The organism is Coleofasciculus sp. B1-GNL1-01 (assembly GCF_040220235.1).
Lineage (GTDB): Bacteria > Cyanobacteriota > Cyanobacteriia > Cyanobacteriales > Coleofasciculaceae > Coleofasciculus.
Genome location: NZ_JAVJTO010000133.1, coordinates 35,983 through 50,706 on the forward strand (window position 1 = coordinate 35,983; position 14,724 = coordinate 50,706).

Here is a 14,724-nt window from a genome sequence, read left to right on the forward strand (position 1 = left end):
TTCATTTGTCATTCGTCATTCGTCATTCGTCATTTGTCATTCGTCATTCATCATTCATCATTTGTCATACTCACTCCCTTCAAAAGAAAGCTACGTCATATCATCACCAATTATTTCCAAACCCTATAAAAATAAACTCCCCCTGCTTTAACCCCTCTGCGTCCTCTGCGTAAACCTCTGCGCCCCTCTGCGTTAAAAAATATAATTCCGATTCCCCGACTTATCATTCAATAAGTCTTTGATAAAAATCAAACAACTTCCGCGCCAAAGCCTTATTCGTATACTGGTTCATTGCCCGTTCATACCCCAACCCAGCCAACTGCTTCGCCAACTCCGGCTGTTCCATCAGCGATACCAACTTGCCACGTAACCCTTCTACATTCCCCTCCGGAAACACCAAACCCGCATCACCAATCACATTCGGAATTTCCCCCGAATCCGACCCAATCACAGGCACTTTCGATGCCATCGCTTCAATTAAAACATGACCAAACTGTTCCTTCCATCCCGCCGCAGTTAACGTTTTAAACTTGTACGTCGTCTCAGATGGCAAGACTAAAACATTCATCAAATTAATATAATTTGGCACTTCGTCATGAGGAACACTCTCCACCCAAATCATCCGGTCTTTAATTCCCCATTCCACCGCCTTTTCCATTAACACAGTTTGCAGAGAACCGCGTCCTAGCAACAACCACTTCCAGGGATAATCCTTAATACCTGCCAAGGCTTCCCCTAGGGTTAATAACCCTTTCTCCTCAACAAACCGCCCCACAAATCCGACAACAAATTCATCCTCTTGAAGTCCTAACTTTCGTTGTAACTCTGGCTGGGTTTGGGGGCGAAATCGGCTTTCATCCACACCTAATTGAGGCATAACGGTATAAGCCCCCTGATAACCATGTTGCTGGAGTACTTCCACCGCATCCTGATTTCCTGCAACCAGTCCGTGAGTATTCTGAAGGTTATAGTCGTGCAATATCGATAAAGGAAACTTAACCTGATAGGGTAAATTCCACCAAGTAAAGAAAACATTTTTTGCCTTGAGTCTTAAAAGTTGATTCAATGCGATGAATTGAGCATAACCTAATGCCTTTGCGCCTTGTTCAACTTGAATGATATGGGGTTTAAAGTCTCGCAATAAGGGAAGAATATCTGCGCCAAATGTGAGTAATCCCTGGTTGTTTTGGCTAAAGTTCGAGACAGGGACAACTCGAAATGAACCCTCTTGACGCGGTTTGGTTTCAATAATTTTATTTTGTACCCCCCCTGGACGCCAGCGACGGGGTACGACTACGGTGACTTCAATATCAGGTTCTAATTTCGCGAGTTCGCGTAGCTTTTCGCAGTTAAGATCAACAATATAGGTATGACTGGCAACTAGAATTTTCATTTTTTTAGAGGGAATAGAGAAGATAAGGGAGATGGGGTAGATAGGGAGTTATCTTAACACTGAGTTAGGGCGGGTTTTGTACCAAGGTTACTATCAATCGCGACACGAGAGTCCCTAAACCCGCCCCTACAAATCATGCCAATTGAATGTCGCGAAGGGTCAAAACGTCCCCAATCAACCATCAGCTTTTTCATCCAACTGGGTATAAACTTGCCCCTGATCCCAACTGGACTTGATTTGAGTTTTCAGGGCGTCGATAAATCCGATAGTGTAGAACCCTGCACGAGTGACAATTTTAATTGGCGAACCACTCTTGTTACAGGGAGGATTTCCGAGAACGTGACAATCAAAAAGCTTGGCAAATAAGCGCACCTGCTGACTGGGGGTAAGGTTCTTCAGCGCCATCAGGAAATGATTGTGGTAAAACGTGACTTGGTATTTAAGCGATCGCGTACTAATATCGTGACAACCACCCGTCTCTTCGCCTAAATGCACCAAAGAGGCATCGGGATCATACCAAATCTGATACCCCGTTTGCCGCAATCGCAGACAAAAATCTGACTCTTCCCGTACCGCACTCCCGCGAAATCGTTCATCAAACCATATCCCATGCTTGGTAAAAATCTCCCGACGGTAGGACATATTACAGCCTCTAGCGGAAATCACCCACTGCGGTTTAATCGTATGCACTAGGTCAATGTGATACCAAGCAATTCCAGGGTCCATCGCCTGAGGGGGCAAATTCTCGATTTCATACTCTCCTTGATGTTTTTTCTGAGAATCGGCTAGCTTCATGCGGTCAAACACTCGCCCCGCAACCGCCCCAACCTCCTGACGTTCATAGTTACGGGCGTGGGCTTGCAAATACCCAGCAGGCATTTTCACATCATCATCGATAAACACAATAATTTCGCCTGTCGCCCGTCGCACGGCATAATTTCGCGCCCCAGGTAAACTCGCCCAGTTCACCCGAAACCATTTAACTTTCTGCTCATTCGCCAATTGTTGTAAATAAGTTTCGATTTCAGGCTTGTGGTTTTGCGTTTGATCTACCACTAAAATTTCAACAGCAGGATAGTCTTGCTTGAGTACATCGTCTAAGGTATCTCGCAAGGGTTCCTCGCGTTCGTAAGTAGGAATAATGACTGAAATTAACGGCTCATTCACGACTGTTTTTTGAAAATGGTGATTGTTGATAGTTCATTGTTCATTGCTAATCCTCTCCCCCAGCTCCCAGACGTAGCATGCTACGTCTCTACATGGCTTTCCCCGCTACCCCATCATCCCATCACCCCCTCACCCCCTCATCCCCTCATCCCCTCATCCACTAAGAGGCTGCTGGGGTAGCAATTCGTGGTTTAGATACCTTTTTTTTACCGTTCTTTTGTACGTCAGATTCATCCTGTTGTTCGACAAGTTTCTGTTTTCGCAGTTCCTGTCGGTCTATCTTGGGTAAGGCTAGGATTACCCCTGCAAAGAACCAGTAATAGACCGCTACGGGGTCTGTATCCAAAGGATACCAATAGGTGTTATAACTGATAATCAACACAAAAACCCAATAACTAGAGCCAAAACTACGTAAATTTTTGTCACGCACTGACTGTTTGGCTTTAAATGTAGTAAATGTCAAGTGCGTCACAAACGCCAAAAATGCTAAGGTTCCGATGGTACCGACTTCAAAGATAAGTTTGGGATAATAGGTTTCAACCAGTGAAACATCCCCAAAGGTGCGAGTAGAATTCGTGGCTCGTCCTAAACCATTACCGAGCCATCCCTTGGTGTTATAAGTTGCCCATTCAAATTGTTCTTGAATGAATGCTTGCGGTGGTGAAGCCTCGGCACGACTCTTAAAACTGTCAATTCGTTCCTGAACCAGTTCTGGATTCATGGCTAAGCCAATTGCAATCACCAAGCCGAGTCCCACGCCTATTGGAAGAAACCGCTTGAGATTCGTTATCTGACCTGTAAGGATTAACAAAAGTATCGTAATAGCTGGAACTAAAGCTAAAGCAATTCGCTGACCGCAGATTACCGCATTAACAAAAACCAGTGCCATACCTGCCAAACCTCCAATCCGCCACAAAAAAGACGAATCGCTAAATGCGGCGGCAAATGTCAATGCGCTATTGCCTATCAAGAACCAACCCCAGTGCCAAGGAGACACAAAGGTTCCTGGCAAGCGAATCATATTTTGTGATGGACTGTACAGCAACGCCCCACCAATATAACACCGAGCTTCTAAGCTAGCTTTAAATAATTCAACCCCGGAGAGGTGATCCGTACCTTTACAGACACCCTGCTTTAGCATCATGTATTGCCACAGCCCTAGGAGACAGCAAATAATTGCCAGACCTAGATGCAAGCGGCTACAAAATAACAACTCTTTTTTACTTTTGAGCAAATGTTGGGCGCAAAAAATCAGGGGAACATATCCTAGGAAAATTTTCAAGCCCAAAATTCCTTGAAGAAAAGGTTGTCCTGACGCATTGCCCGTCAAATGTAAACCGTTAACAAAGAATAATGTCAACAGAGAAAACCCCAAGCAAATACTCAGTGTTGACATTAGGGTTTGGGGAACAAAGAAGGGTTTCTTTTCGCGTCGGCACTGTTGATATAAGCCAATTAGGGCAGGAAAATATAATCCATCTTTGGCTAATTGGAGTAGGGCGCTACCGCCGAGGGTATATACAACCGTGCCGCTAAAGGGCATGTAAATGAGAAATAGCCACAGTGCCTTGCGGGGATATTTGTAGGACAGACCAAAACAGGGTATGATAGCTCCGGCGATCACACCCATCTTCGGTTCAGCCACTACACTCGCGATCGCCCCTAGGAATATCCCCGGCAATAGCGTCATGAACAGCCATTGAATCAGTTCTTGGCGCTGCTTTTTCGCTTTACGCTGTTGGGCTAACTGCTCCTTCAAACTCAGGAGAGGAGCTTCAGACTGCTTTGACTGCTTTTTTCCTTTTTTTGAAGTTTTCGATTTTTTGACTTTTGATTTCGATTTCGATTTAACCATGGCAAAGCTGTCAGGCTGCCCGTTTCTTTCGATTGTGGCACATCCACCAGTGAAGGTGTAGGGGGAGGGAAGATGGGAAAGCTGGGGAAGCAGAGGGAGCTGGGGGAGCTGGGGAAGCTGGGGGAGATGGGGAAGCTAGGGAAGCTAGGGAAGCTGGGGGAGCTGAGGAAGCTGGGGGAGAAAAAATTAAATTAGAGTTCCCCGTGAACAGTGTTCCCTCCTGCCTCCTCTCCTGCCTTCTTCTAACCCAAATGGTTTTCGACGACAGAAACCAGTTTAGCTGTCCAGTGCGTTGCCATTTGCGCTTCAATGGCTTCTACCATCACTCGGATGACGGGTTCGGTTCCCGATGCTCGGACTAAAACTCGCCCTTGATCTGCCATCACGGTTTGAGCTTGGGCGATCGCATCCATTAGGGGTTGACAGTCTTGCCAATGTAAGCGGCGATCGCGGTTTTCGACGCGCACATTTTGTAATAGTTGGGGATAAGTCTGAAAGCTTTGATCCACTAATGTTTTCAAGCCGACCCCCGACTGACGTACCAATGAGGCTAAATGCAAAGCCGTTAACATGCCATCGCCTGTCAAGCCGTAATGGTAACAAAGAATATGTCCAGACTGTTCACCACCAAGCATAGCTCCACTGCGATCCATTGCCGCTTGCACATATTGGTCACCCACAGCCGTGCGTACCAGTTTACCACCACTGGCTTTCCATGCCCGTTCAAAGCCCAGATTTGCCATAACCGTGGCAACAATTAAATCATCGGGGAGTTGATTGGTTTGTCGTAATGTTTGCCCCCAGAAATAGAGAATATAATCGCCATCAACGACTCGACCTTCGCTATCAACCGCCATCACCCGATCCGCGTCACCATCGAAGGCAAACCCCATATCAGCCGACTGTTCTCGTACCGCCTTCTGGAGACAGGCTAAATGAGTAGAGCCACAATTTACATTAATGCGATCGCCATCCGGTTGATTATGCAAACAGATAACTGTTGCTCCCAACTCAGAAAAGACTTGTTCGGCTAACTTCACCGAAGCCCCCCACGCCAAATCCAGGACAATTTTCATCCCCTGTAAATGGGTTACAGAGTGCAGGGGACGCCGTAATGATTCCAAATAACGTCCCACTAATTCCGGTCGGTGATAATGCTGACCCTGAGTATGAGTCACCACAGCCTTATCGACTAGACCTCGGATACCTGCCTCAATCTGCTGCTGCAATTCCCCTGGCAGTTTTGTCCCTTGAGCGCTAAAAAACTTAATCCCATTATCTTCTGGGGGATTATGACTAGCAGAAATCATCACCCCACCCATCGCTTCTGAGAAACGGGTAAGATAGGCAACCCCAGGCGTGGGACATAACCCTAAATTCCAAACCTCCAATCCCGCTAAGTTTAAGCCTTTACTCAGCGCCGATGCCAACATATCACTAGAGTTTCGCGAGTCCTGTCCAACAATCACTGGACCCAATGCTGAGGCTTGCGAATGTAAGACCTGACCTGCCCAAAACCCAATTTGTAGCGCCAATTCAGCCGTAAGCAGTTCTCCCACTCGTCCCCGAATGCCATCCGTACCAAACAAGGGAGTCTTGGGCAAGGTTAGGGATAAATCCGTTAGCGTTCCATGGGTCGAAGATTTGTGTAGATGATGTCTAGGGGTAAACCGATGGATGTCCTGACGTCGGACAGGAGACGTAACCATAACTTGAATTTCCTCACACAACACAATACTGTGGAGGATAACACTTTCTTCTATGGTTGTTATAAGTCATTCGTCATTCGTCATTCGTCCTCAGCTCCCCCAGCTCCCCCAGCTCCCTCTGCTCCCCCAGCTCCCTCTGCTCCCTCTGCTCCGCTGCCTATTGAGATTGCATCAACGGCTTACCAAAGGCTGGATGGTAGTAAGCTGTCCAAGTTTGATTGTGAGAGTTGGTGATGATGGTTTGAGTGGGAGCTTGGAAGAAAGGACTCGACTTCCTAAAATCCACTGCCATTTTTGACTGGTCAATCCCTTGGTTAAGGGTTTGCTGGAACTCTTGAATGGATTGGGACGTTGTAATTCCCCACTTTTCCCGAACACTGGGTTCTAGCTTCTTGAGCAATGTGATAATATTTTGCTGGGTAATCGTTGCATCGTTAAATGGGACAATTCCTAAGTAAGCAATAATCAATAATTCAGAATTACTGGCACTAAAGGTCAAAGAGGTTTTTCGCACGCCTACGTTCACATTGGGTGCTGTATTGAGAACCGGGAAAGTCTGCGCTAGTTGATGATAAACACGGACTAGGGCTAAATTCGCGGCGATATCTAAAGGCGCATCGATGAGAATAGTGACGGTGGGTAGGGTTTCATTAAAAAACTTGTGCGAGACTTCTTCTGTTGACAGGTTTACCACCCGAGAGCGATCGCCCTCTGGACTCAAATCAACCCACTCGCAGACAATCCCTTGGGTTTTGAGACCAACACGAGACACGCCATGCAATTTTGCTCCCGTGAGCGTTGCCCCAGTTAAATCTGCCCCAATCCAATCGGCATGAATGAGTCGCGCTTGGGTCAAATCCGCATACACTAAACTGGTATTGAGCAAATTGGCATGAGTCAAATCCGCCCCGGTTAAATTCGCACCGCTTAATTTCGCCTCACTCAGATTTGCCCAACTGAGATTCGCACCACTCAAGTCAGTCCAGCGCAAGTTCGCACCACTGAGATCCGCACCCGCTAAATTGGCACAACTGAGATTGGCTTGCTTAAATTCAGCCTGTCGAAAATTGCTATTACTCAGATCACTACGGCTCAAATCGGCGGCGTTTAAATTGGCACCTTCTAGAATTGCACCGATGACAAGCGCCCCACGTAGATTGGCTTCGCTCAGATTAGCCCGTTGCAGTTTGGCGTCTCTGAGGGCAGCTTCTCGCAGATCCGCCCCACTGAGGTTGGCTTCTGTCAGGGTGGCACCACTTAACTTGGCACGAATTAGTTCCGCCCGAATCATCGCCGCCTGCGTCAGTTGCGCTCCCCCCAAGTCGGCTCGAATCAAATTGGCAACGTTGAGATTGGCTTGGGTTAAGTTGGCTTTGGTAAGATTTGCACCACTGAGTCTGGCTACATTGAGTCGCGCCCGACTCAAATTGGTTCCAATTAAATAGGCACCACTGAGGTTGGCTACACTTAAGTTGGCTTCACTTAAATCGGCACCACTGAGATTAATCCCACTCAGATTGGCTTCGGCAAGGTTTGCACCGGAAAAGTTTTTCACGCCAGCCGCATATTTTTTGAGAATTGCCGTCACATTCATTAATGCTATCCTTAAATTGAACTGCCAGAGGATACGTTTTTAAGGAAAGCGCTACCGAGTTGTGTTGTTATCGGAGCCAGTTGCCCAGTAGAGTGTCAAGGTAGAGTTGAGTGGGATCAATTAAAATCATTCTCCCTTGTCTTACTTATCCTCTCTCACGGGTAAAGGGTAGCGCCTAGCCTAATCGGGAAGGGTGCTAAGATTCTCTCACTCCAGCTTTGCCTAAAACATTTAAATAGGATTTGATTAGCTTAGCGTGGATGGCATGGGATCATGAAGATTGGGATTGTTGGACTTGGACTCATTGGCGGTTCCCTAGGACTAGATTTGAGAAAATTAGGTCATTCAGTCTTGGGAGTGTCTCGCCAAGACTATACCTGCAACAGAGCCATTGAACTCGGTGTCGTGGATGACGCGAGTGTCAAAATGAACCTTTTGGCAGCGTCTGATATTATTTTTATTTGTACGCCAATTTCAGCGATCGCGCCAACGCTTCAGGCGTTAATTCCCCATCTATCCCCGGAAACTATTATCACGGATGTGGGTTCGGTGAAAACGGCGGTGCTGGAAGCGGTGACACCCCTGTGGCATAATTTTGTCGGTGGACATCCGATGGCGGGTCGAGAATCGAATGGGATTGAGGCGGCGGTATCGGGGTTATTTACCGATCGCCCTTATGTGTTGACACCTCTGGATACGACACCAACCGACGCGGTGAAACAGGTTGAGCATTTGGTGCGATCGCTCACCGATCAGGTTTATTTCTGTAGTCCTCAAGATCATGATCGCGCCGTGGCTTGGATTTCTCACCTCCCGGTTATGGTGAGTGCGAGTCTAATTAATGCCTGTATCGATGAAACTGATCCGATTGTCCTAGAGTTAATACAGCAGTTAGCCAGTTCCGGCTTTCGGGATACCAGTCGCGTGGGTGGCGGAAATCCAGAGTTAGGGGTGATGATGGCGCGTTATAACCGGGACTTTTTATTGCGATCGCTCCTATCTTATCGTCACCGTCTCGATGAATTGATTAAACGGGTTGAGCAAAGCGACTGGCAAGGTTTGGAACAGCACCTGCAAGACACTCAAGCCGCGCGATCGCAATTTTTCTCACCCTCTGTTGATCACAGTTAAGACATTTCTACCAATTCAGGGCGATCAGGATAACTGTTGTTATCACCCATAATCATCTTATGTCTTACAGCGACTTTACTTTAACTAAAGCCAAACAAGAGTTCGGCTTAACTACGTTAGAAAAACGCGATATTTTCGCCGATAGTCCTGAATTAGCCACCAGTACATTACTGGCAGAAATTATTAACTATAACCTACCGATCGCATTAGCTAGTAATAGTGAAAAAGCGCGTTCAGAACTGATTATAGCACCCATATTAGTTGATTTACGCCGCCAATTAAATGAGCAAATAAATTTATTCTCTGGAGTCGATTTTACTGTAGATAAAGACAAAGGATTAAATGGGGTCTGTGATTTTATTATTACTAAATCCCCAGAAATCCTGATCGTAACAGCACCCGTCATTACAATTATAGAAGCCAAAAAAGAGAATATTAATGCCGGACTGGGACAGTGTGCGGCGGCAATGGTTGCGTCCCAAATTTTCAATCAGCGATCAGAAAGTGAGATTAAAACAATTTACGGTGCAGTGACGACAGGTAGTATTTGGCAATTTCTTAAATTAGAAGGGCAAACCTTGTCCATTGATTTAAGCGAATATTATCTCAAAGATGTGGATAAAATTCTCGGTATTTTAGCAAGCGGCATTCTGAAGGAAAATGAAGTATAGCGCTACGCGCTAGGCTTTCTTGCAATAGTGGGAGCAAAAGCCTATTATATAAAGCTTTGGGACATGAGTAGTTCCTACCCTGATTTGATCAAGGCGATCGCTTCCATTGTATCCGAATCAACCATTTAAACGGAAGTTATTGGGTGGGGAAGGGCGGGTTTTGTACAAATGTTATTGGTTTCTTTGTGAATTGAGTCCCTAAACCCGCCCCTACATGGCGGACATGATTGAAGGGTAAGATTTCAAAACATTCCTTTCCTCACCTTTCCCACTTCCCAACAGATGCTGTGTTTAGCTATAACCTTGCCATGCCTGCCAGAAAAAGTAAATGGCTAAGATAGCCAGTAATGTACTAAATGCCAAACTGACCACCGGATCGGGTAATTTAGGCAAAAAACGGGTACTAATTTGCGCTCCCAATAACCCCCCTGTACCCAGAAGTAATCCCTCAATCCATAACACATTCCCCTGTACAGCATGACCGATACAAGCCGAAATTGCGGTAATTACAATCACGCCTAAACTGGTTTGAATTGCCGTTTTAATACTTTCTCCCAAGAGTAAAATTTGCAAGGGAACTAGAATCACGCCGCCACCCACACCAAAGACTCCAGCGAGTAAGCCTGCGGCACTTCCTGTGCCAATTCTGGCTAATGCTGCTTGACTTTTAGAGTGTGGAGTTTGTCGAGGATGTTCCGTTTCTGAAGCGTCTTGCTTTTCTCTGGCTTTCAAACGTTTGCGAAGTCGAACTAAGTAAATATTAAGTAGGAGTAATAGTCCAAATGCGGCTTTTAACCAGTAGTCGGCAAATAATTCTGTTAAATAAGCGCCAATTGGCGCTGTTACGATAGCCGGAAAGCCAATGGCAATGATCCGTTTAAAATGTATGTTACCCAGCCGCCAATTCTGCACCGTACCCGAAATCGCTGTAATCACGATTGATAGGGTACTTGTGGCAACGGCTTGTTGATAGTCATATCCTAAGGTTACTAATAAAGGTACAAGAACTGTACCGCCACCGATCCCCAAAAAGCCGGCTAGGATTCCGGCAAATAAGCCAGCAGATGCGAAAATTAATAACTGGGTCGGTGTCATTTGTTATTGGTCATTGGTCATTGGTCATTGGTTGGTTGAGAAGGGCGGGTTTAGTTAAGTTATCGGATATCAATACAACATTATCAGTCAAACCCGCCCCTACACTCCTACTCCCTCTGATTTAAGCACATCATCAACAATCAACCATTAACCATCAACTAACTGCTTTGTTCGGGAATGGTGATATCTAACGATGTGACATTGTTAGACAGACTGGTTAAGGGAGGCTGAATGGCGTTGGTATTCCCAACAACCAATGTCACCAGTTGATTGGGTTGGAGATATTTTTGCGCCACCCGTTGCACATCTTCAATCGTCGTCTCTTTCACCTGCTGCTGATAGCGGAAGAGAAAATCTTCGGGATACCCATAATATTCATACCGCATCAGCCGCGATAAGGTTTGGCTGGGATCTTGGAAGTTAAACACAAATGAGTTCAAAACTTGGTCTTTAGCAGACTCAAGTTCTTCTGGGGTGACTGGCGTGGTGCGGATTTTCTCAATTTCTGAGCGAATCGCTTGAATCAAGGATACCGTTGCTTCAGAACGAGTTTGTCCACCCGCAACAAACATGCCAGGATAATCGTGGCGAGGACTCCAGAACCCATAGACAGAATAGGCTAACCCTTGGCGCGATCGCACTTCATTAAATAACCGCCCGCCAAACCCGTTGAGGATTTGATTCATCACATCTAACGCCGGATAATCAGGGTTATCAAATTCTCCGCCAATATGTCCCAGATACACATAACTTTGGGTGAGTTGATCCTGATCCACGACAAAGAAACCCTCTTCCTTTGCCTGAGACGCAGACGGTACGGTTATCTCTGGGGGAGGGGATGAGGGGTTCCAGTTACCAAACTTTTCCTGAATCCGCGATCGCATCTTGTCGGAATCAAAATCCCCGACAATACCCAAAATCATCCGTTCGGGATGGAAATAGGTCTGGTAAAATTCCACCACATCGTCACGGGAGATATTGGCTAGCGTCTCATATTCAACGGTGCGGGCATAAGGACTCTGATCCCCATAAATCAGTTTCGTAAATTCGCGACTGGCAATATCTTTAGGATCATCATTGCGACGGGCAATTTGTCCCGCTTGTTGCTTTTTCGCCAACTCCAGCTTATCTTCAGCAAAGGCAGGCTTTTGAATCACCTCAGCAAATAAGTTAAACACCATATCCACATCTTCGCTGAGGGCATTGAAACTAGCGCTACCACTTGACGTGCTAATCCCTGTTTCCACAGACGCCGCCCGTTGTTCGAGTAACTGATTCAGTTCATTCGGCGAATGTTCGGTTGTTCCACCTGTGCGGAGGACTTCTCCGGTAATATTGGCTAAGCCCACCTGATCAGCAGGTTCAAGGCGATCGCCTGTACGAATCATCGCTGTCCCACTCACCAAGGGCAATTCGTGGTCTTCCATTAAATAGACGACGATGCCATTATCCAGTTGATAGCGAGTATACTCAGGAATCTGAATTTCTGATAGAGGCGGAAAGGTTAACTCGGTATAATGCTTTGCCGTAGCCGCCACAGCAGGCGTGCGCGATACGACAACCAACAGCATTGTGGCAACCAGTAATCCACACCAGCGCCAGACTTTTCGACGGAATCTGTTCAATGTAAGATTGCTCATTAGATAAGAAGAGGGGAAAAATTAAAGTTAACGGCTCTTATTGGCATTCGTCTTATGTCTTATGTAAGGGTTTGAGGAGTATAACAACTACCTTGGCAGGTTAGAAGATTCTTTACTGTTCCCTATTCCCTGTTCCCCATTCCCTATTCCCTGACATAAGACTATTGACTCGATAACAACCGTCCAATGGTGCGATTGTCAGGTGTAAACGTCGCTTGAGCCACCCGTTGGATATCAGCTGGTGTAACTTTGACAATTGCCTGGAGTTCATTAAACAGATTGCGCCAGTCGCCTGTCTTCACCTGATATTCAACTAAATTACGTGCCATTCCCATATTAGAATCGAGCGATCGCAATAAGCCAGCACGGGCTTGGGTTTTCACACGTTCCAACTCTTGGGCTGAAACGGGTTCAGTTTTAAGTCGCTCAATTTCTTCTCGCAAGGCTGTCGCCACTTCTTCAACCGTATGTCCGGGTGCAGTTAGGGCATATAACAGCATCAGATTGGGATATTTATCTCCCGGAAACCCGCTAAATCCGGCGGCGGAGAGGGCGACTTGTTGTTCTTGAACCAACGATTTATACAGGCGAGAGGTGCGACCATCGCTGAGTAAACGCCCGATAATTTCATACACTACATGGTCAGGATGGGTTCGAGAGGGTCGATGGTATCCTTCTAAATACCACGGTTGAGACGGTAATTCCAACGTCACTTCCCGTGTTTGTTGCTGGGGAGGTTCGACGATGCTGACTCCCGGTGCGGCGGGTTTTGCCTCATAGCGTCCGAAGTAAACTTGAGCCAACTCTTTCACCTCGTCGGGATCAACATCACCCACAATCGCCATGGTTAATTGACTGGGAACGTAGTGAGTTTCAAAGAATTGTCGTACATCGTCGCGAGTCAGGTTGCGGATATCTTCGTCATACCCAATTACCGGACGCCGATAGGGATGGACTTGGAAGGCGGTATCCAGAAACGCCTCGATCATTTGACCGATGGGCGAGTTGTCGGTTCGCAGCCGCCGTTCTTCGAGGATCACCTCTTGTTCTTTATAAAATTCGCGAAATACGGGTTCCAGGAAGCGTTCCGACTCCAAAGACATCCACAGTTCCAGTTTGTTGGAGGGGAAACTGTAGAAATAGACTGTCGCATCGGCGGATGTGGCGGCATTTAAGCCGACGCCTCCAGCTTGTTCAACAATTTGACCAAACTCATTTTGCTTGACTAAGCTAGCAGCTTGGGCTTCAACTTGGGCAAATTCCTCTTTTAATTCGGCAACCTTTTCCTCGTTCCCGGCTGTTTTGGCGGCTTTAATTTGTGCCGCTAACTGATCCAAGCGGTCTAACAGGGGTTTTTCTGCCTGATAATTTCGGGTGCCGATTTGGTTGGTTCCCTTAAAGGCTAAATGTTCTAGAAAGTGAGCCACACCCGTTTTGCCTACAGGTTCATCAACGCCACCGACATCAGCATAGGTGGCAAAGGAGACAACGGGGGCTTGATGGCGTTCTAGAACGATAAACTTCATCCCATTATCCAGGCTAAACTCCGTCACCTGGTCAAGGACGCCATCTAAGTACGGTTGGATTGATTGGGCGTTCGTCGGTGGGGTTTCGCTGCGAGCCAACGCCCCCAACGGGATACTACTCCATACTAGAGTTGCGACTAAGAACGCTCCGAGGATGGAGCGCCAGGGGTATTGTCTCAAGTGAACAGTCCAACGCAGAAAACGCAAAATAGATCTCTTGGTCATTTGTCATTCGTCATTGGTCATTGGTCATTCGTCATTCGTCATTTTTAATTTAGGTTAGCAAAAAACACCGGAAGCCCCATGCCGTCCTGGAAGGCGGCGCTGGGATGGATAGGTGGGATAATTTGAGGACTTTGAGTCCTCGAATTATCTAAATTACTAAACAACTTCACATAGCCCTCCTCGCTTGCGAATAGGCTTTACAACAGAAGGTTTAACCACTTTGTTTTTCACTCCAGGATAGTTTTTGAGTTTTACGCCAGCGCCTAGATTCTGCATCCCAATCACTTCATAGATAGTTCCTTCAAACAGAACTAAGTCGTGTTGTTTATAGGGATATCGTTTTTTCTTAATAGAGCGGCGTCCGGCACTTACCTTGTGAGCGCGATGCTGTCTCAAATTCTCGCCATTAAGATTAATGTTCCTTGTTCTACGACCAGAAGAAAGTTCTGAGCCAGATCGGGTTTTCCCGTCTCTGAGGTCGCGATATTTGGCATCGTAAAATTGCTCCATCGACCGCTTGTTACGACGGATTTGTTCGAGCATTAGAGGTCTAGTTACGCGAGGTTGAGTTCTCCCACCAGCAATGACAAAAGCATCATTGTGGTGGGACTTCTCTATCGATAGCTCCCGGCGCTTACCCTTGGTGATATAGCCGAAAGTTGAGTTGTGCTGACCTTCTTGTGTTAAGCGCCACCTCACCATTGTCATAAAGGTTTCA

The 14,724-nt window shown here is 46.6% G+C and carries 10 protein-coding genes and 1 pseudogene; 2 read left to right on the forward strand and 9 right to left on the reverse strand.

Annotation, left to right across the window (positions count from 1 at the left end):
• Positions 1-223: 223 nt before the first annotated feature.
• The 5 genes from hpsO to RID53_RS31180 form a co-directional block, all read right to left on the reverse strand.
• A complete protein-coding gene (gene hpsO, locus RID53_RS31160; RefSeq protein WP_446391787.1) occupies positions 224-1,393 on the reverse strand; it encodes a hormogonium polysaccharide biosynthesis glycosyltransferase HpsO in 1,170 nt (389 codons plus the stop codon).
• Positions 1,394-1,567: 174 nt separating this feature from the next.
• Positions 1,568-2,560, reverse strand: coding sequence for a hormogonium polysaccharide biosynthesis glycosyltransferase HpsN (gene hpsN / locus RID53_RS31165; RefSeq protein WP_446391788.1), 993 nt, complete (start codon positions 2,558-2,560; stop codon positions 1,568-1,570).
• Positions 2,561-2,720: 160 nt separating this feature from the next.
• Positions 2,721-4,415, reverse strand: a complete 1,695-nt coding sequence (gene hpsL / locus RID53_RS31170; RefSeq protein WP_446391789.1) for a hormogonium polysaccharide biosynthesis protein HpsL — start codon at positions 4,413-4,415, stop codon at positions 2,721-2,723.
• A 242-nt stretch (positions 4,416-4,657) separates the two neighbouring features.
• Positions 4,658-6,124, reverse strand: coding sequence for a phosphoglucosamine mutase (gene glmM, locus RID53_RS31175; protein ID WP_446391790.1), 1,467 nt, complete (start codon positions 6,122-6,124; stop codon positions 4,658-4,660).
• Positions 6,125-6,281: 157 nt separating this feature from the next.
• On the reverse strand, positions 6,282-7,718 hold the full coding sequence (locus tag RID53_RS31180) for a pentapeptide repeat-containing protein (protein ID WP_446391791.1): 1,437 nt from the start codon (positions 7,716-7,718) through the stop codon (positions 6,282-6,284).
• A gap of 273 nt (positions 7,719-7,991) precedes the next feature.
• Between RID53_RS31180 and RID53_RS31185 the strand changes: the two genes are divergently transcribed.
• Both RID53_RS31185 and RID53_RS31190 read left to right on the forward strand, forming a co-directional pair.
• Entirely contained in the window at positions 7,992-8,849 is an 858-nt protein-coding gene (locus RID53_RS31185; RefSeq protein ID WP_446391792.1) for a prephenate/arogenate dehydrogenase, read from the forward strand.
• Positions 8,850-8,908: 59 nt separating this feature from the next.
• On the forward strand, positions 8,909-9,520 hold the full coding sequence (locus tag RID53_RS31190) for a hypothetical protein (RefSeq protein ID WP_446391793.1): 612 nt from the start codon (positions 8,909-8,911) through the stop codon (positions 9,518-9,520).
• A 291-nt stretch (positions 9,521-9,811) separates the two neighbouring features.
• Here RID53_RS31190 and RID53_RS31195 read toward each other — a convergent pair whose 3' ends face one another.
• From RID53_RS31195 to RID53_RS31210, 4 genes and pseudogenes are all read right to left on the reverse strand, one after another.
• Positions 9,812-10,615 carry a sulfite exporter TauE/SafE family protein gene (locus tag RID53_RS31195; RefSeq protein WP_446391794.1) on the reverse strand — a complete coding sequence of 268 codons (804 nt, stop codon included), beginning with the start codon at positions 10,613-10,615 and terminating at the stop codon, positions 9,812-9,814.
• A 158-nt stretch (positions 10,616-10,773) separates the two neighbouring features.
• The gene (locus tag RID53_RS31200) at positions 10,774-12,255 is read right to left on the reverse strand and encodes a M16 family metallopeptidase (RefSeq protein WP_446391795.1); all 1,482 of its coding nucleotides are present in this window, start codon (positions 12,253-12,255) and stop codon (positions 10,774-10,776) included.
• 161 nt (positions 12,256-12,416) lie between these two features.
• The gene (locus tag RID53_RS31205) at positions 12,417-14,006 is read right to left on the reverse strand and encodes an insulinase family protein (protein WP_446391796.1); all 1,590 of its coding nucleotides are present in this window, start codon (positions 14,004-14,006) and stop codon (positions 12,417-12,419) included.
• Between the two features lie 156 nt (positions 14,007-14,162).
• Positions 14,163-14,724, reverse strand: a pseudogene (locus RID53_RS31210) (RNA-guided endonuclease IscB); the annotation flags it as partial.